The sequence below is a fragment of the Micromonospora sp. NPDC048839 genome (assembly GCF_040649915.1).
Taxonomy (GTDB): domain Bacteria; phylum Actinomycetota; class Actinomycetes; order Mycobacteriales; family Micromonosporaceae; genus Micromonospora.
On record NZ_JBEZGL010000010.1, the window covers coordinates 225,527 to 242,970 of the forward strand.

Annotated in this window: 15 protein-coding genes; 12 read left to right on the forward strand and 3 right to left on the reverse strand. The window is 73.4% G+C overall.

What is annotated here, in order from left to right:
- Positions 1 to 58: 58 nt before the first annotated feature.
- The 8 genes from pyrF to AB0C25_RS20860 all read left to right on the forward strand — a co-directional run bounded on the left by pyrF (position 59) and on the right by AB0C25_RS20860 (position 8,125).
- On the forward strand, positions 59 to 895 hold the full coding sequence (gene pyrF, locus AB0C25_RS20825; RefSeq protein ID WP_357375449.1) for an orotidine-5'-phosphate decarboxylase: 837 nt from the start codon (positions 59 to 61) through the stop codon (positions 893 to 895).
- Positions 896 to 1,073: 178 nt separating this feature from the next.
- On the forward strand, positions 1,074 to 1,391 hold the full coding sequence (gene mihF / locus AB0C25_RS20830; RefSeq protein ID WP_030335662.1) for an integration host factor, actinobacterial type: 318 nt from the start codon (positions 1,074 to 1,076) through the stop codon (positions 1,389 to 1,391).
- A gap of 25 nt (positions 1,392 to 1,416) precedes the next feature.
- A complete protein-coding gene (locus AB0C25_RS20835) occupies positions 1,417 to 1,950 on the forward strand; it encodes a guanylate kinase (protein WP_357375451.1) in 534 nt (177 codons plus the stop codon).
- Between the two features lie 65 nt (positions 1,951 to 2,015).
- Complete coding sequence (rpoZ, locus tag AB0C25_RS20840) at positions 2,016 to 2,279, forward strand: DNA-directed RNA polymerase subunit omega (RefSeq protein WP_030335666.1); 264 nt, start codon at positions 2,016 to 2,018, stop codon at positions 2,277 to 2,279.
- Positions 2,280 to 2,293: 14 nt separating this feature from the next.
- Complete coding sequence (gene coaBC / locus AB0C25_RS20845; RefSeq protein WP_357375453.1) at positions 2,294 to 3,502, forward strand: bifunctional phosphopantothenoylcysteine decarboxylase/phosphopantothenate--cysteine ligase CoaBC; 1,209 nt, start codon at positions 2,294 to 2,296, stop codon at positions 3,500 to 3,502.
- An 87-nt stretch (positions 3,503 to 3,589) separates the two neighbouring features.
- Positions 3,590 to 4,783, forward strand: a complete 1,194-nt coding sequence (gene metK, locus AB0C25_RS20850) for a methionine adenosyltransferase (protein ID WP_357375455.1) — start codon at positions 3,590 to 3,592, stop codon at positions 4,781 to 4,783.
- A gap of 59 nt (positions 4,784 to 4,842) precedes the next feature.
- Complete coding sequence (locus AB0C25_RS20855) at positions 4,843 to 6,885, forward strand: primosome assembly protein PriA (protein ID WP_357375457.1); 2,043 nt, start codon at positions 4,843 to 4,845, stop codon at positions 6,883 to 6,885.
- A gap of 256 nt (positions 6,886 to 7,141) precedes the next feature.
- Positions 7,142 to 8,125 (forward strand): AAA family ATPase, encoded by a 984-nt coding sequence (locus AB0C25_RS20860; RefSeq protein ID WP_357254846.1) that lies wholly within the window; start codon positions 7,142 to 7,144, stop codon positions 8,123 to 8,125.
- Positions 8,126 to 8,204: 79 nt separating this feature from the next.
- On the opposite strand, the gene AB0C25_RS20865 is transcribed toward AB0C25_RS20860, so the two are convergent.
- On the reverse strand, positions 8,205 to 9,485 hold the full coding sequence (locus tag AB0C25_RS20865; RefSeq protein WP_357375459.1) for a hypothetical protein: 1,281 nt from the start codon (positions 9,483 to 9,485) through the stop codon (positions 8,205 to 8,207).
- A gap of 241 nt (positions 9,486 to 9,726) precedes the next feature.
- On the opposite strand from AB0C25_RS20865, the gene AB0C25_RS20870 reads away from it, so the two are divergent.
- The 4 genes from AB0C25_RS20870 (at position 9,727) to AB0C25_RS20885 (ending at position 15,328) form a co-directional block, all read left to right on the forward strand.
- The gene (locus tag AB0C25_RS20870; protein ID WP_357375461.1) at positions 9,727 to 12,216 is read left to right on the forward strand and encodes a tetratricopeptide repeat protein; all 2,490 of its coding nucleotides are present in this window, start codon (positions 9,727 to 9,729) and stop codon (positions 12,214 to 12,216) included.
- A gap of 189 nt (positions 12,217 to 12,405) precedes the next feature.
- Positions 12,406 to 12,963, forward strand: a complete 558-nt coding sequence (gene def, locus AB0C25_RS20875; RefSeq protein WP_357254853.1) for a peptide deformylase — start codon at positions 12,406 to 12,408, stop codon at positions 12,961 to 12,963.
- 5 nt (positions 12,964 to 12,968) lie between these two features.
- Complete coding sequence (fmt, locus tag AB0C25_RS20880) at positions 12,969 to 13,895, forward strand: methionyl-tRNA formyltransferase (RefSeq protein ID WP_357375463.1); 927 nt, start codon at positions 12,969 to 12,971, stop codon at positions 13,893 to 13,895.
- The gene (locus tag AB0C25_RS20885; RefSeq protein ID WP_357375585.1) at positions 13,850 to 15,328 is read left to right on the forward strand and encodes a transcription antitermination factor NusB; all 1,479 of its coding nucleotides are present in this window, start codon (positions 13,850 to 13,852) and stop codon (positions 15,326 to 15,328) included. Before fmt ends, AB0C25_RS20885 begins: the two co-directional genes overlap by 46 nt.
- Positions 15,329 to 15,375: 47 nt before the next feature.
- Here AB0C25_RS20885 and AB0C25_RS20890 read toward each other — a convergent pair whose 3' ends face one another.
- Positions 15,376 to 16,266, reverse strand: coding sequence for a septum formation family protein (locus tag AB0C25_RS20890; RefSeq protein ID WP_357375465.1), 891 nt, complete (start codon positions 16,264 to 16,266; stop codon positions 15,376 to 15,378).
- Positions 16,267 to 16,348: 82 nt separating this feature from the next.
- Positions 16,349 to 17,239: a septum formation family protein gene (locus AB0C25_RS20895; RefSeq protein ID WP_357375468.1), complete on the reverse strand. Its 891-nt coding sequence runs from the start codon at positions 17,237 to 17,239 to the stop codon at positions 16,349 to 16,351.
- Positions 17,240 to 17,444 lie beyond the last annotated feature (205 nt).

The window sequence follows — 17,444 nt, forward strand, 5'->3', positions numbered from 1 at the left end:
GTCGTCAACGCACACCCGGGAGGCGGTTCGCCGCCCGGCAGGAGAGAGGGAGTACCGGATGGAGAGCTTCGGAACCCGGCTGCACCGGGCGGTCGGCGAGCGGGGGCCACTCTGTGTGGGCATCGACCCGCATCCGGGTCTGCTGGCTCGTTGGGGCCTCCCGGACGACGTCTCGGGGCTGGATCGGTTCGCGCGGACCGTCGTCGAGGCGCTCGGTGACCAGGTTGCGGTGGTGAAGCCTCAGTCGGCCTTTTTCGAGCGATTCGGATCCCGCGGAGTGGAGATTCTTGAGTCAACTATCCGACAGTTACGGGATGCCGGCTCGCTCGTTCTCCTCGACGTGAAGCGCGGCGACATCGGCTCGACGATGCGCGCGTACGCCTCCGCGTACCTCGATCCATCCAGCCCGATGTATGTCGACGCGGTCACCGCGAGCCCCTACCTCGGAGTCGGTTCGTTGGCGCCGATGTTCGAGTTGGCCGCCGAGCACGGCGGTGGCGTGTTCGTGCTGGCCCTCACCTCCAACCCCGAGGGCGCGGCCGTGCAGCGGGCCCGCACGGCCGACGGCCGCAGCGTGGCGCAAACCGTGATCGACGAGATTTCCCAGCTCAACGAGGGTGCGACTCCGCTCGGGAGCTTCGGTCTGGTGGTCGGGGCGACCATCGGTGACACCGGTCACGACCTCTCCGGCGTGGGGGGTCCACTACTCGCTCCGGGGCTCGGAGCGCAGGGTGCCGGTGCCGCCGATCTGCGTACCGTCTTCGGTTCGAGCCTCGCCTCGGTGCTCCCGTCGTACTCCCGGGAGGTGCTCTCCGCCGGCCCCGACGTTGACGCCCTGCGGGCCGCCGCGGACCGCGTGTTGGCCGACTGTCGGGCCGTCCTGCCTGCCCGGTGACTGACTGACGGGTCGGTCACCTTACGGTGATCATGCGGCCCCCACGTTGCCGAAAGCTCCGTTGGCCGCTAGTTTTCCCCGCGCTGGGAACCATGGACCCCTTGGTTCACAGCGACACCACGTTTCACAGATGCGGCGGTGCGCCCCGCCCGCCGCGATAGGGACCTGAGGAGAACTGGTGCCGCTCCCGTCACTGACCCCCGAACAACGCGCTGCCGCGCTCGAGAAGGCCGCGGAGATCCGCAAGGCCCGTGCTCAGCTGAAGGAGCAGCTCAAGCAGGGCAAGACCACTCTTGGTGCCGTCCTCGAGCGCGCCGAGAGCGACGACGTCGTCGGAAAGCTCAAGGTTTCGGCCGTCCTGCAGGCCATGCCGGGTATCGGCAAGATCCGGGCTACCCAGATCATGGAGAAGCTCAAGATTGCGGACAGCCGTCGCCTGCGTGGCCTCGGCGAGCAGCAGCGCAAGGCACTGCTTGGAGAGTTCGCCGCCAACTGAACCTGGCAGCGTGTAGAAACAAGCAGTGAGCACGGATGACGAGGCGCGCCCGGCTGCTCGGCTCACTGTCCTGGCTGGACCTTCGGGTTCCGGCAGGGAGAGTGTCGTCGAGCTGGTCCGGGCGCGTTCTCCGTCCGTGTGGATCCCGGTGCCGGCAACGACCCGCCCGCGCCGGGAGGCGGAGATCGACGGGGACGACCGCGTTTTCCTCGCCCCCGCCGAGTTCGATCGCCGGGTCGCCGTGGGCGAGCTGTTGGAGTGGTCCCGGATCGGCGCATACCGCCGGGGCACGCCGTACCCACCGCTGCGCGCCCGGCTCGACGCCGGGCAGCCGGTGTTGCTCCCGCTCGACCTGCCCGGCGCGGCGGTGGTGCGGGCCCGCCGGCCCGATGCGCGGCTGGTGCTGCTGAGCCCACCGGGGTACGAACCCGACCCCACCGTGACGGCCGCCTTCACGCACACGCTGACCCACGACCGCACCGAGCGGGTGGTCGACGAGCTGGTAGGCTTACTCGGTTCTTCTTATCCGGATCCGGCCTGGTCGCGCGTGCGCGGCTGACCGCCGGCCGCCGTTGAGACTCAACACCGCGTGCGCGCGGCTCGAAAGACGCAGAGGTCAAATTCGTGGGATCCATCGCCAACCCCGAAGGCATCACCAACCCGCCGATCGACGAGCTCCTCGAGAAGACGACGTCGAAGTACGCGCTCGTCATCTTCGCCGCCAAGCGCGCGCGCCAGGTCAACGCCTACTACAGCCAGCTCGGCGAGGGCCTGCTGGAGTACGTCGGCCCGCTCGTCGAGACCACCCCGCAGGAGAAGCCCCTCTCCATCGCCATGCGCGAGATCAACTCGGGCCTGCTCACCGCCGAGCCGACCGACCAGCCGTAAGCACTCGCCGGCCGATGTCCGCCTCGATCGTCCTCGGGGTCGGCGGCGGCATCGCCGCCTACAAGGCGTGTGAGCTGCTGCGACTCTTCACCGAATCAGGTCACCGGGTCCGGGTCGTGCCGACCGCGTCGGCGCTCCGGTTCGTCGGGGCGCCGACCTGGGCGGCGCTCTCCGGCCAGCCGGTCGCCGACGACGTCTGGACCGACGTCCACGAGGTGCCGCACGTCCGGCTCGGTCAGCAGGCCGACCTGGTGGTGGTCGCACCGACCACCACCGACCTGCTCGCCAAGGCCGCGCACGGGCTCGCCGACGACCTGCTGACCAACACGCTGCTGACCGCCCGCTGTCCGGTGCTGCTGGCCCCGGCCATGCACACCGAGATGTGGGAGCACCCCGCCACCGTGGCCAACGTCGCCACGCTGCGCTCCCGGGGGGTCCGGGTCATCGAACCGGCCGTCGGGCGGCTCACCGGCGTCGACACCGGCAAGGGTCGGCTGCCCGACCCGGCGGAGATCTTCGCCGTTGCCCGTCGGGTCCTGGCCCGAGGTGCCTCCGCCCCCGCCGACCTGGCCGGCCGCCGGCTGGTCGTCACCGCCGGTGGCACCCGGGAGCCGCTGGACCCGGTCCGCTTCCTGGGCAACCGTTCCTCCGGCAAGCAGGGGTACGCGTTCGCCCGTGCGGCGGTCGCCCGGGGTGCCCGGGTCACCCTCATCTCGGCCAACGTCGGCCTCGCCGACCCCGCCGGCGTCGACCTGATCCGGGTCGGCACCACCGCGGAGTTGCGGGAGGCGACGCTGAAGGCCGCCGTCGAGGCCGACGCGGTGGTGATGGCGGCGGCTCCGGCCGATTTCCGGCCCGCGACGTACGCGACTGGCAAAATCAAGAAGTCGGACGACGGTGTCGCACCCACCATCGAGCTCGTCACGAACCCGGACATCGCGGCGGAGCTCGGCCAGCGCAAACGACCAGGGCAGGTGCTCGTGGTGTTCGCCGCCGAGACCGGCGACGCCGAGGCCAACGGCCGGGCGAAACTCGCTCGGAAGCGGGCCGACCTGATCGTCGTCAACGAGGTCGGTCCGGACCTGGTCTTCGGCGCCGACACCAACACGGTGACGGTCATCGGCGCGGACGGCTCGGTCAGCCGGCTGCCCGAGCAGGCCAAGGAAGCCGTGGCCGACACCGTCTGGGATCTCGTCGTGGCGCGGCTGCCGGTCCGCTCCTGACGGGTGGAACGGAGCGCGACCGGTCCCTGCACCGGCCGCAGTGGTGATTAGACTGCCGCGGAACGACCTCACACGCTTAGGAGTGCCGTGACACGCCGCCTCTTCACGTCCGAATCGGTCACGGAAGGCCACCCGGACAAGATCGCCGACCAGATCAGCGATGGCATCCTCGACGCGTTGCTGACCGAGGATCCGCACAGCCGGGTCGCGGTGGAGACCATGATCACCACTGGCCAGGTGCACATCGCCGGTGAGGTGACCACCAAGGCGTACGCGGACATCCCGACGATCGTCCGCCGCACCATCCTCGACATCGGCTACGACTCGTCGAAGAAGGGCTTCGACGGCGCGTCCTGCGGCGTCAGCGTCTCCATCGGCGCGCAGTCCGAGGACATCGCACAGGGCGTGGACAACGCCTTCGAGCTGCGGACCGGGGCGTCGGAGAGCGCGCTGGACGCGCAGGGCGCCGGCGACCAGGGCATGATGTTCGGCTTCGCCTGCTCGGAGACGCCCGAGCTGATGCCGTTGCCGATCGCCCTCGCCCACCGGCTGGCCCGCCGGCTGGCCGCCGTGCGCAAGGAGGGCACGATCCCCTACCTGCGGCCGGACGGCAAGACCCAGGTCACCATCGAGTACGAGGGGCTGCGCCCGGTCCGGCTGAACACCGTGGTCGTGTCCAGCCAGCACGCCGCGGACATCTCGCTGGACTCGCTGCTCACTCCCGACGTGCGCGACCACGTGATCGCTCCGGAGTTGGAGAGCCTCGGCCTGGACACCGACGGCTACCGGCTGCTGGTCAACCCGACCGGCCGGTTCGAGATCGGTGGCCCGATGGGTGACGCCGGGCTGACCGGTCGCAAGATCATCGTCGACACGTACGGCGGGTACGCCCGCCACGGCGGCGGCGCGTTCTCCGGCAAGGACCCGTCCAAGGTGGACCGCTCCGCCGCGTACGCGATGCGCTGGGTCGCCAAGAACGTGGTCGCCGCCGGCCTGGCCGAGCGGTGCGAGGCGCAGGTCGCCTACGCCATCGGCAAGGCGCACCCGGTGAGCCTGTTCATCGAGACGTTCGGCACCGAGACCGTGCCGGTCTCCTCGATCGAGAAGGCCGTCACCGAGGTGTTCGACCTGCGTCCGGCCGCGATCATCCGGGACCTCAACCTGCTCCGCCCGATCTACCAGCAGACCGCCGCGTACGGTCACTTCGGCCGGGAGTTGCCGGACCTCACCTGGGAGAGCACCGACCGGGCCGCCGACCTCAAGTCGGCCGCGGGAGCCTGACCGCCACCAAGCGCAGCGACCGGCGACCCGCGGACGGGTCGCCGGTCGCGCGCGTCTGCGTGGACGTCGGACTGGCGCACCTGGACCGGCCGTTCGACTACCTGGTGCCGGCGGAGCTGGACGAGGTGGCGGTGCCCGGCACCCGGGTGAAGGTGCGCTTCGCCGGGCAACTCGTCGACGGGTGGCTGCTGTCGCGCGCCGACGACTCCGGGCACACCGGCCGCCTCGCGTACCTGGAGAAGGTCGTCTCGCCGGAGCCGGTGCTGGCACCCGAGATCGCCCGGCTGGCCCGCGCGGTCGCCGACCGGTACGCGGGCAGCCTCGCCGACGTGCTCCGGCTCGCCGTCCCACCCCGGCACGCCCGGGTCGAGAAGGAGCCCCGCGACGACGGCACGTCCGTTCCCCCGGACGCCGACACCCTCGACCCGCCCGCCGCCGAACCCTCGACTGCGCGGCCGGGGCTCCCCGCGTCCGCGTCCGTGCGGTCCGGGCCCGCCGACCCGGCGCCCGCCGACCCGGTGCCCGCCGACCCGGTCGGGGCCGCCGACCCGGTCGACCCGCGTGGGTGGCGGGACTACCCGACGGGTCCGGCGCTGCTGCGGGCGCTCACCGACGGCCGGGCGCCCCGCGCGGTCTGGTCGGCGTTGCCCGGCGAGGACTGGGCGGCCCGCTACGCCGACGCGGTGGCCGCCACCGTCGCCGGCGGGCGCGGCGCGGTGGTGGTGGTGCCCGACGCCCGCGACCTGGACCGGCTGGACGCCGCGCTCACCGGCGTGCTCGGCCCGGGGCGGCACGTCAGCCTCTCCGCCGCCCTCGGTCCGGCCCGGCGCTACCGGGCGTTCCTCGCCGCCCGCCGCGGGCAGGTGCCGGTGGTGATCGGCACCCGGGCGGCGATGTTCGCCCCGGTGGACCGGCTCGGCCTCGTCGCCATCTGGGACGACGGCGACGACCTGCACTCCGAGCCCCGGTCGCCGTATCCGCACGCCCGCGATGTGCTGCTCACCCGCGTCCAGCTCGCCGAGGCCGGCGCGCTGGTCGGCGGGTACGCCCGCACCGCCGAGGCGCAGTTGCTGCTGGAGACCGGCTGGGCGCGGGAGGTGGTCGCCGACCGGGCCACCGTGCGGGCCCGGATTCCGGCCATCGCGCCGACCGGCGACGACCCGCAACTGGCCCGCGACCCGGGGGCTGCCACCGCCCGACTGCCCAGCCTGGCCTGGACGGCCGCCCGCGACGCTCTCCGGCAGGACCTGCCGGTGCTGGTGCAGGTGCCCCGTCGCGGCTACCTGCCGTCGATCTCCTGCGCCGAGTGCCGCACCCCGGCCCGGTGCGAGCACTGCTCCGGGCCGCTCGCGCTGCCCTCGGCCGGTGGCACCCCGGCCTGCCGGTGGTGCGCTCGGGTGGCTGCCGCGTACGCCTGCCCGGAGTGCGGTGGGCGGCGGCTGCGGGCCGCGGTGACCGGTGCCCGGCGGACCGCCGAGGAGCTGGGTCGGGCGTTCCCCGGCGTGCCGGTGCGCACCTCGGGGCGCGAGGAGGTCCTGACCGACGTGCCCGGCGGCGCCGCCCTGGTGGTGACCACGCCCGGCGCCGAACCGGTCGCCGCGGGCGGCTACGGAGCGGTGCTGCTGCTCGACTCGTGGGCCCTGCTGACCCGGGCCGACCTGCGCGCCGGTGAGGAGGCGTTGCGTCGCTGGCTGGCGGCGGCGGCCCTGGCCCGTCCGGCACCCGCGGGCCGGGTGGTGGTGGTCGCCGACGGTGCGCTCGCCCCGGTGCAGGCGCTGCTGCGCTGGGACGCCGCCTGGTTCGCCGGCCGGGAGTTGGCCGAGCGTCGGGAGCTGGGCTTCCCACCGGCCGTCCGAATGGCGAGCGTCACCGGCGCGGCCGAGGCGGTGGCCGACCTGCTCGCCGCTGCCCGGTTGCCCGACGACGCCGAGGTGCTCGGGCCGGTGCCGGCCGAGGAGGGCCGGGAGCGGATGCTGGTCCGGGTGCCCCGGGCGCGGGCTGCCGCGCTCGCCGAGGCGCTGCACTCGGCCGCGGGTGTGCGCGCCGCCCGCAAGGCCGCCGATCCGGTTCGTCTCCAGGTCGACCCGCTGAGCCTGTTCTGAGCGGTTTCGGGGGGCGTCGGCGGGCGGCGGCCCCGGCCCGCGCGGCTGGTCCTCGCACACCGCGTCCGACCGGGTGGTGGCGGTGGAGTGGTAGCATCGCCCGTCATGCCAAGGCGTACGACGGCTCCAGGTTGCGACGGAGCGTCACAGGCGCCGTGCTGGGGCCGCCGCAGGATGGCGCGACGATGGCGGGAACGCGTCGGTCGGACGCGATGTCGATGATGTCTTTGAGCCGGTGAGCAGGGGTGGACCAGTCGTGACCGTTGGACAATCGATCGTCTTCAACGGCGACCTCGGCAGCGGCAAGAGCACCGTGTCGGTCGAGATCGCCAAGCGGCTCGGTATGCGCCGGGTCAGTGTGGGTGACCTCTACCGGGAGATGGCGCAGCAGCGGCAGATGACCGCTCTGCAGCTCAATCTGCACGCCGAGCTCGACCAGGCCGTCGACGGCTACGTCGACCAGCTCCAGCGGAACATCGCCGCCTCCGGTGAGCGCCTCGTCATGGATTCCCGGCTGGCCTGGCACTTCTTCACCGACGCGCTCAAGGTTCACATGATCACCGAGCCGGGTGAGGCGGCCCGCCGGGTGCTGGCCCGGCCGTCCGGGCCGGCGGAGAGCTACGCCTCCCTGGAGGAGGCCAAGGCCAAGCTCCGGGAACGCAGCGCGAGCGAGCGCAGCCGGTTCATCGTCCGGTACGGGGTGGACAAGGCCCGACTGCGCAACTACGACCTGATCTGCGACACCACCCGCGCCTCGGCGGCCGAGGTGATCGAGCACATCGTCGCCGCGTACGAGGGCACGCTCGGCGCCGAGGTGCTGCGCGACGGTCCGCCGCTGCTGCTGCTGGACCCGGCCCGCGTCTATCCGACCGAGGACATCGCCACCCTGCGGGGTCTGTGGGACACCGACTTCGTCGGTGACGTGGCCGAGGCCGGCGACGAGGCCCTCGAACCGCTGAAGATCGGGTTCACCGGCGAGTACTTCTTCGTCGTCGACGGTCACCGTCGGCTCAGCGCCGCCCTGCAGAACGGGTTCTCGCTGGTCCCGGCCCAACTGGTCGCCGAGGTCGACGAGCCGGTGGTGGGTGGGATGAGCGCGATCGACTACTTCGCCGCCCAGGTGCGCCCCGGCCTGATCTACGACTGGGAGGCGGCCCACAAGATCCAGCTGCCGCTGCCCGAGCCGGCGCTGCTGCGCGGTGACGCGGTGCTCGCCGGGGACCCGGCCGCCGGCGCCTGAGCCCAGCGATGGGCCGGACCGGCACGCGGGGTGCGCGCCGGCCCGGCCACCTGTTCGGTCGTTGCGTCGAGGGGCTGCCTCAGCCGAGGACCACGCCGGAGGCGCCGACGCCGGCCATGCCGGAGAAGATGTCCTCGTAGTAGAACCGCCAGGCGCAGGTCCGACCGGTGGGGACGTAGCCGGTGCAGGCGGTCACGGTGTTGGTGTCGTCGATGGCGGTGTTGGTGCCGGTCGCCCAGACCTGGAGGGTGTTCGCCGCGTTCACGATCTCCACCGGGCCGCCGCTGTCACCCTGACCGACGGCGTTGGTGCGGGTGGTGCTCTCGGCCTGCACCTGACCGCAGACCGTGCCGAAGTTGCGCACGTTGATGCACAGGTTGCGGGCCTTCACCTGGATCGAGCAGCGGGTCCCGGAGTACGCGCCGGAGGTGCACACCCAGTTGCCGACCTGGCTGGCCGTCGCGCCGATCACCTGGTTGTTGAACTCACTGACCACCTGGCCGGCCGCGTTGGTGCTGTTGTTGAAGACCCGGCCGCCGCCACTGCCGTTGAGCAGCAGGGTGTCGGTGCCGACGTTGCGGGTGCCGACGGTGCCGATCGTCTGCCCGGTCGGGTCGGTCGCCAGGACGTTCAGGTTGGCGCAGTGTGCGGCGGAGAGCACCCGCGTCACCCCGCCCTGGTAGACCCCGAAGCCCGTCGAGCAGCCACCACCGGTGGCGGTGTTGCGCCACGCGGCGCCACCCCACCACGGCGCGCTGTCGTCCCACCGGGTGGCCGGCGCGGCGGCGACCCCGGTCTGCACGGTCACCGGTACGCCGGCGAGTGCCGTCGCGCCGAGCAGGCCGTCCTGGGTGCCGACGAGCAGGCCGGCGCCGTCGGCGCGTGGCCCGACCGTGGTGATCTGGTTGCCGACCTTGGCCCGCAGCCGGTCGGCCGCGGCGACGAGTTCCCGCTGCGTGTACGGGGCGGACAGCACCTTGGTGGCGACGGTGGCCCGGGTGGTGGCCACCAGGTTGGCCGGCGGCTCGCCCTTCCAGTAGACCTGGAGGTGCCGGGTGGTGGGATCGGCGACGATTCCAGCGAAGCCGGAGGTCGCGTTGCGTTCGGCGGCCTTCGTGATCCGCGCGGCGGCGGTGTTCATGCGCTGCTGGAGCCCGAGCAGCTCCGACCAGGAGGCGAAGCCGCCGGGCACCGGTGTGCTGTCGACGAACGAGCCGGTGGTGGCGGCCTTGCCTCCGGGCGCGGCGCTGGCCGGTGCGGCGGTCACGCCCGCGGCGAGCAGCGTGAGGCCGAACGCGACGACGGCAGCGCGACGCAGCAGCGACGGGGCTCGCCGGACGGTCAGCTGTGGACGGATCATCAGTACCTCTTCCCCCAGGGTGTGTGGAGCGGGTCGAACCCGCACCAGGACGGTGGCATGGGAGGTCGGCTCCGCGCGGCGCATCCTGGACGGGGCTGGACACCGTCGGACAGCGCCGGACGGGCGACCGTCCGACATGGAACTGTCAGACATCGGCGCTCGCCTATCAACTGGTGCTGGGGCGGAATTAGCCTGCCCGTGCGCATCCGGGGCGGCCGGGTGACCGGGGGGTGGGAGCCGCATGTCCGACCAACGCGTACCTCTCGGTCGACCGGCGGCACCGGGATCGTCGGCGGCGTTCGAGGTGGCCAGCGGCGCCGCCGAGGCGCAGACGTTGCAGGAGCTGGCCGGGCTGCTGCGCCAGTTGCGCCGTCGGGAAGCCCGTCAGCAGGGCGAGACCCAGTTGACGTACCGGCAACTGGCGGCGAAGACCGGCTGGTCGCGCGGGATCATCGGGGAGTACTTCGCCGGTAACATCCTGCCTCCGCCGGAGCGGTTCGACGCGCTCATCAGGCTGCTCGGGGCCACCCCTACCGAGCAGGGAGCGCTGGCCACGGCACGGGACCGGGTCGAGGAGCGCCGCCGAGGCCCGAACCGGGACCACGCGACGACCGGACGGGCGAGCGCCGGGGCGGGACGGGCCAGGGCCGGCGGCCCACGCCCGGGTACGTCGCCGGCCCGGTTCCCGGTGCCCCGCCAACTGCCCCCGGCGCTGCCGGGGTTCGTCGGGCGTGCCGCCCAGCTCGCCGAGCTCGACGCCGCGTGTGCCAGCCCCGGCGGGTCCGGGGACGACAGCATGGCGCCGGGCACCGTCCTGACGTTGTCCGGCACCGCCGGGGTCGGCAAGACGACGCTTGCGGTGTACTGGGCGCACCAGGTCGCCGACCGTTTTCCGGACGGCCAGCTCTACGTCGACCTGCGGGGGTTCGACTCCTCCGGGGTGGTGGTGACTGCCGTCGAGGCGGTCCGGGGTTTCCTGGAGGCCCTCGAGGTGCCGCCCGAACGAATCCCCACCCACCTCTCCGCGCAGGTGGGCCTCTATCGCAGTCTGCTCGCCGGTCGCCGGATGCTGGTGCTGCTCGACAACGCCCGCGACATCGACCAGGTCCGTCCCCTGCTGGTCGGCAACCCGAGCTGCCTGGTCCTGGTCACCAGCCGCAACCGGCTCGCCGGTCTGATCGCCGCCGACGGCGCCCGCCCGATCGGCGTCGGCCTGCTCAGCACCGTCGAGGCCTGGCAACTGTTGGGCCGGCGGCTCGGCGCGGACCGGTTGGCGGCCGAACCGCGGGCGGTGGACGAGATCATCGAGCGGTGCGCGCGGCTGCCGTTGGCGCTGGCGGTGCTCGCCGCCCGAGGCGCGGCGAACCCCGCCTTCGGCCTGGCCGCCCTCGCCCACGAGCTGCGTGCGGCGCCGCACCCGCTGGACTCGTTCGACGGTGGCGACGCCGGCAGCGACGTGCAGGCGGTCTTCTCGTGGTCGTACCGGAGCCTCACGCCCGCGGCAGCGCGTCTGTTCCGGCTGTTCGGCTGCCATCCGGGGCCGGAGATCGGGGTCGCCGCGGCGGCCAGCCTGGCCGGGCTGCCCCGGGGCCAGGTGCCTCGACTGCTGACGGAACTGGCCCACGCCCACCTGGTCACCGAGCAGGCCCCGGGCCGGTTCGGCGCACACGACCTCCTCCGGGCGTACGCGGCGGAGCTGGCGGAACGCCTCGAACCGGCGCAGGCCCGGCGGGCGGCGATCCGGCGTGGGCTGGACCACTACCTGCACACCGCCCACGCGGCGGCGCTGCTGCTGCAACCGGGCCGGGATCCGGTCGCCCTGGCCGCCGCCCCACCGGGCGTGCTGCCCGAGGAGATCACCAACCACGGTCAGGCGCTCACCTGGTTCACCATCGAGTACCCGGTGCTGTTGGCGGCGGTCGCACACGCGAGACGTGCCGGGTTCGACGGCCACGCCTGGCAGTTGGCCTGGACACTTGTGGATTTCCTGCAACGCCGGGGGCGGTGGACGGATCTCGCGGTCGCCCAGCGGACCGCCCTGGCCGGGGCGCGGCGCGCGGGTGACCGGCTCGGGCAGGCGAACGCCCACCGCGACCTGGCCCGGGTGCTCTCCCGGCTGGGCCGGGTGGACGAGGCGGCCCGGAACTACCGCCAGGCCCTGGTGATCTTCGAGGCGTTGGGTGACCACACCGGGCAGGCGCGCACCCACCGGGCGTTCGGCGCGATGCTCGACGGGCTCGGCCGGTACGCCGAGGCGCTGGACCACGGCCAGCGGGCCCTGGCGCTGTACCGGGCCGCCGGCCATCCGGCCGGGGAGGCCAGCGCCCGCAACGCGGTCGGTTGGGCGCACGCCCAGCTCGGCCAGTACGGGCCCGCGCTCGAGCACTGCGAGCAGGCATTGGTGTTGCTGCGCCCGACCGGTGACCGGCACGGTGAGGCGAACACCTGGGACAGCCTCGGCTTCATCCACGCCCGGCTGGGTGACCACCGCGCGGCGATCCGCTGTTACCAGCGGGCGCTCGGGTTGTACCGGCGGGTCAGCGACCGCTACGACGAGGCGGACACCCTGGCCCGGCTCGGCGAGAGCCGAGACGCAGCGGGGGACACGGCCGGCGCCGTCCGCACCTGGCGGCGGGCCCTGGGCATCCTCGACGATCTCGGCCACCCCGACGTCGAGCGGGTACGTGACCTGCTGAGCCAGGCGACGCCCAGCTGCTCGGCGCGGGGCTGACGCTCCGCACGGGCCGCTCGGACACCGGCGAGGGGCCGGCGCCGGGCGCGCTCGGCCGGTGCCCGGCAGCCGGCCGGTGACGCTGGGCACACCTGCGGTGGCCGATCGAGGTACGCCGGCCAGCGCGCGGCCGGGCACTCCGTAGACTGGTACGCGATGCCCGTCCACCTGTCGAAGGAGCCATCCCGCGTGACCGTTCAGCCCATCCGTCTGTTTGGGGATCCGGTGCTGCGCACGCCGGCCGATCCGGTGGTCACCTTCGACGCCGAGCTGCGTCGGCTCGTGGCCGACCTGACCGACACGATGCGTGAGCAGAACGGCGCCGGCCTGGCCGCGCCGCAGCTCGGCGTGAGTCTGCGGGTGTTCACCTTCGACGTCGACGATGTGCTCGGGCACCTGATCAATCCGGTGCTGGAGTTTCCGGACGAGGAGGAGCAGGACGGCCCGGAGGGCTGCCTGTCGATTCCCGGGCTCTACTTCGACACCAAGCGTCGGCAGAATGTCATCGCCAAGGGCTTCAGCTCCTTCGGTGACCCGGTGCAGATCGTCGGCACCGGCCTCATGGCGCGTTGCGTGCAGCACGAGACCGACCACCTCGACGGGGTGCTGTTCCTGGACCGGCTGGACCAGGAGGGGCGCAAGGAAGCCATGAAGGCGATCCGGCAGGCCGACTGGTACGACGCGGCGGCCCCACCCACGGTCAAGCTGAGCCCGCACATCAGTGACCCGTTCGGTCTGGGTCGGTGACCCCGATGCGTGTGATCTTCGCCGGTACGCCGGCCGTCGCCGTTCCCGCCCTGGCCGCCGTCGCCGCGTCCCGGCACGACCTGGTCGCCGTGGTGACCCGACCGGACGCGCCGGCCGGGCGTGGGCGTGGCCTGTCCCGCTCCCCGGTCGGCGAGTGGGCCGACGCGCACGGCGTCGAGGTGCTGACGCCGGAGCGCCCCCGCGACCCCGAGTTCCTCGACCGGCTCCGCGAGCTCGCGCCGGACTGCGTGCCGGTGGTCGCCTACGGCGCGCTGGTGCCACCGGCCGCCCTGGAGATCCCCCGGCACGGCTGGATCAACCTGCACTTCTCGCTGCTGCCGGCGTGGCGTGGCGCGGCTCCCGTGCAGCACGCCGTGCTGCACGGTGACGAGCTGACCGGGGCCAGCGTCTTCCAGTTGGAGGAGGGTCTGGACACCGGTCCGGTCTACGGCACCCTCACCGACGAGATCCGGGCCGCCGACACCTCCGGTGACCTGCTGGAACGGCTCGCCGATTCCGGTGCCGGGCTGCTCGTGGCGGTGCTCGACGCGATCGCCGACGGCACCGCCCGCGCCGAGCCGCAGCCCGCCGACGGGGTGTCGCTGGCGCCGAAGCTGACCGTGGACGACGCCCGGGTCCGCTGGGGTGACCCGGCGTTCGCCGTGGACCGCCGGATCCGGGCCTGCACGCCGGCCCCGGGCGGCTGGACCACGTTCCGGGGTGAGCGGGTGAAGCTCGGCCCGGTCGTGCCGGTGCCCGACGGCCCCGAGTTGAAGCCGGGGGAGTTGCTGGTGGAGAAGTCCCGGGTGTTGGCCGGCACGGCGACCGTGCCGGTGCGCCTCGGTGAGGTCCGCGCCGCGGGCAAGCGGGCCATGGGCGCGACCGACTGGGCGCGCGGCGTCCGGGTCGGCGCCGGAGAGGACTTCGCGTGACAGCCCCGGAAGGCACCCGCCCGACCCGCTCCGGCCCGCCTCCGGGTCGTGGCGGGGACCGCCGGCCGGTCCGGCCACCACTGGACCGCCCGCGCCGTGCGGCGTACGAGGCGGTGGCCGCGGTGCACCGCGACGACGCGTTCGCCAACCTGGTGCTGCCCATCATCCTGCGGGAGGAGGGGCTGTTCGGCCGGGACGCGGCCTTCGCCACCGAGCTGACCTACGGCACCCTGCGCAACCTGGGCACGTTGGACGCGATCCTGACCGACGCCGCCGGCCGGGACGTGGCCCGGATCGACCCGCCGGTCCGTGACGCGCTACGGCTCGGGGCGTACCAGCTCCTGCACACCCGGGTGCCCGCGCACGCCGCGGTCTCGTCGACCGTCGACCTGGTCCGTTCGGTCGCACCGGGCGCGACCGGCTTCGCGAACGCGGTGCTGCGCGAGGTGTCCAGCCGGGACGCGGACGCCTGGGTGGCGAAACTCGCCCCGCCGATGGAGACCGACCCGGTCGGGCACCTGGCGTTGGCGTACAGCCATCCGCAGTGGATCGTGCGGGCCTTCTCCGAGGCGCTGGACGGCGATCTCGGTGAGACGGCCCGGCTCCTGATCGAGGACAACGAGCGTCCCCCGGTGCACCTGTGCGCCCGGCCGGGCCTGATCGACCCGATCGAGCTGGCCGACCAGGTCGGCGGGGCGCCCGGCGCCTTCTCGCCGTACACCGTCTATCTGCCCGGCGGCGCGCCGGGCGACATCCCGGCGGTGGTCGACGGCCGTGCCCACGTCCAGGACGAGGGTTCCCAACTGGTCGCGGCGGCACTCGCCGACGCACCGCTGGACGGCCCGGACGGGCGGTGGCTGGACCTGTGCGCAGGCCCGGGCGGCAAGGCCGGCCTGCTCGGCGCGTTGGCCGCGCAGCGTGGCGCGCGGGTGACCGCGGTGGAGGTGGCCGAGCACCGCGCCCGGCTGGTCTCCCTGGCCACCCGCGACCTGCCGGTGACCGTGCTGGCGATGGACGGCCGTGACGTCGGCGCCGACCCGAAGCTGCCGGAGCAGCACTTCGACCGGGTGCTGGTGGACGCCCCCTGCACGGGGCTGGGCTCGCTGCGGCGTCGGCCGGAGTCGCGGTGGCGTCGCGAACCGTCCGACCTGCCGCCGCTGACCCGGCTGCAACGGGAGTTGCTGGGCGCGGCGTTGCGGGCGGTCCGCCCGGGTGGTCTGGTCGCCTACGTGACCTGCTCGCCGCACACTGTCGAGACGCACGTGACGGTCACCGAGGCGGCCCGCCGCAGTGGTGTCGCGGTGGACTTCGTCGACGCCCGACCGCTGCTGCCGGCCGGCATGCCCGGTCTGGGTGACGGGCCGACGGTGCAGCTCTGGCCGCACCGGCACGGCACCGACGCGATGTTCCTCGCCGTCCTGCGGCGAGGCTGACGGGGCTCACGTCCGGCCGGTCACCCGACCGGCCGGGCGTCGGACGCTCAGGTGACCGGGAGCCCCTTGGTGCCGGCGTTGCGCATCGAGCGGGTCAGGTTCCGGTCGGAGATCCAGAGGAAGCACTGCACGCCGCGGTTGCCGTTCTTCCACTCCTCCTCGTACGGCTGGTAGAAGATCGTGCCGGCGCGGAACTCGAGCTGGGAGTTGTCCGGCACCTTGGCGTACCTGGCGATCATCGTCTGGCAGGCCCGGTGGGTCTTCTTCACGGTGCGGGAGAACTCGGCGAAACTGACCGCCGGGGCCTGCCAGACCCCGACGAACTCGGCGTGGTGCTTGGCCGTGCAGGAGACCGGCAGCATCTCGTCGATGTCGTCCTTGACCAGCTTGGGGTTGAAGCAGCGGTACGCCAGCGGTGCCGCGCCGGACAGCGCGCCCCGGAGGCTGCCGGTGCGCGGGCCGACGGTGGTGTCGTCGATGCTGGCGATCTCGCTGACGTCGCAGCGGTACCACCGGGCGCCGCCCGCCCAGGCCTGCGGCGACGGCAGCACCACGGTCAGGCCGATCCGCCCGGAACGCCAGTCGGCGCCCACCGCCTTGTTGACAGCCGTGTCACACCCGGCCTGCGCGGCCCGCATGCCCGCCGAGCCGGGCTGCGGGGGCGTGCCCGGCTGGGCGTTCGGGCCGGTGAGCGTGCCGACGTGCATGGTCTCCACCAGATGCGATTCGGTGCACGCCGTCGGGTTGTAGCCGGTCAGGAAGCCGACCTGCTGAGAGGTCAGGTGGCAGACGTCGGCGGCGGGCACGAACTGCTGCGCCGCCACGGGTGCCGGCCAGTCGTCCACGAGGTCGGTGTCGACTCCGGCGGGTGCGCTGCACCCGGTCAGCACCAGGGCCAGGGCCGCACCCCCGGCGTACGCCGCCCACCACCGTCGCATCCCTGACCTCCCGCCACTGTGGCCTCCGGCCGGACCCCGCCGGTCGGTAGCGCCACGGCGCAGCAGCATACGGCACCGGCCCCTAGATGGCGGGCAGTCCCTCGGGGCCGGCGCCGCGCATCGAGCGGGTGAGTTTCCGGTCGTCGCTCCACAGGAAACAGCGCACGCCGCGGTCGCCCTCCTCCCACTCCCGTTGCGACGGCGGGTAGTAGATGGACCCGGCCCGGTACGGGAGGTCCTTGTTGTTCGGCACGGCCGCGTACGCGGCGATCAACTCCATGCAGCGTCGGTGGGACTGCGCGGCGGAGGCGGTGAACTCCGCCCAGCTGGCGTCCCGTTCCTGGTAGACGCCCACGAACTCGGCGCGGTGCGGCTCGGTGCAGAGCACCGGCGCCATGTAGTTGAGGTTGTCGCCGATCAGCTTGGGATCGAAGCAGCGGTGGGTCAGCGGGCTGTCGCCGATCAACGCGCCCCGCAGGCTGCCGGTGCGGTTCACCGGGCGGGTGTTGTCGATGCTGCCGGTCTCGCTGAGGTCGCAGCGGAACCAGCGCGCGCCGCCGGCCCAGGCCGGTGCCGACGGCAGCGCCAGGGACAGCGTGAGCCGGGCGGTGTGCCAGTCGCCGCCGAGCACCTCCCGGGCCCGTTGGTCGCACTCGGCGCGGGCCGTGCGCAGCGCCGCCGAGCCGGGCTCCGGTCGGGTCTCGGTCAGCGCGTCGGGGCCGACGAAGGTGCCGACGTGGATGGCCTCGGCGAGGTGGTTGCGCGCGCAGTCCACCGTTTCGTAGGTGCTGGCCTGCACGACGCCGGTGATCCGGGGCAGGCAGGTGTCGGTGGCGGGGGTGAACGGCGTCGGGTCCCGCAGCGCCGGCCAGTCGTCGGTGAGATCACCGTCCGCGCCCCGCGCCGGCGAGCAGCCAGCCAGCAGCATCGTCGTGACGCCGGCCAGCACCAGCGCTGGAAGCCACCGTCGCATCGTCCGCCCTTCCGGGAGCTGGCGGCCGGTCACCGCGCCCCGCGGCGAAACCCCGGCGGGCGTGCGCCCTTCGGCACCGTCCCGCTTGGAGTGTCGTCGCGTTTCCGTCGATCGGCCAGCCACTCATGTCTGTTCGTCCGGATTCGGCAGTCCGGAGCGCCTAATTCTGCACCACTGGTCACTGTCGCATCACAACGCGTCGGAG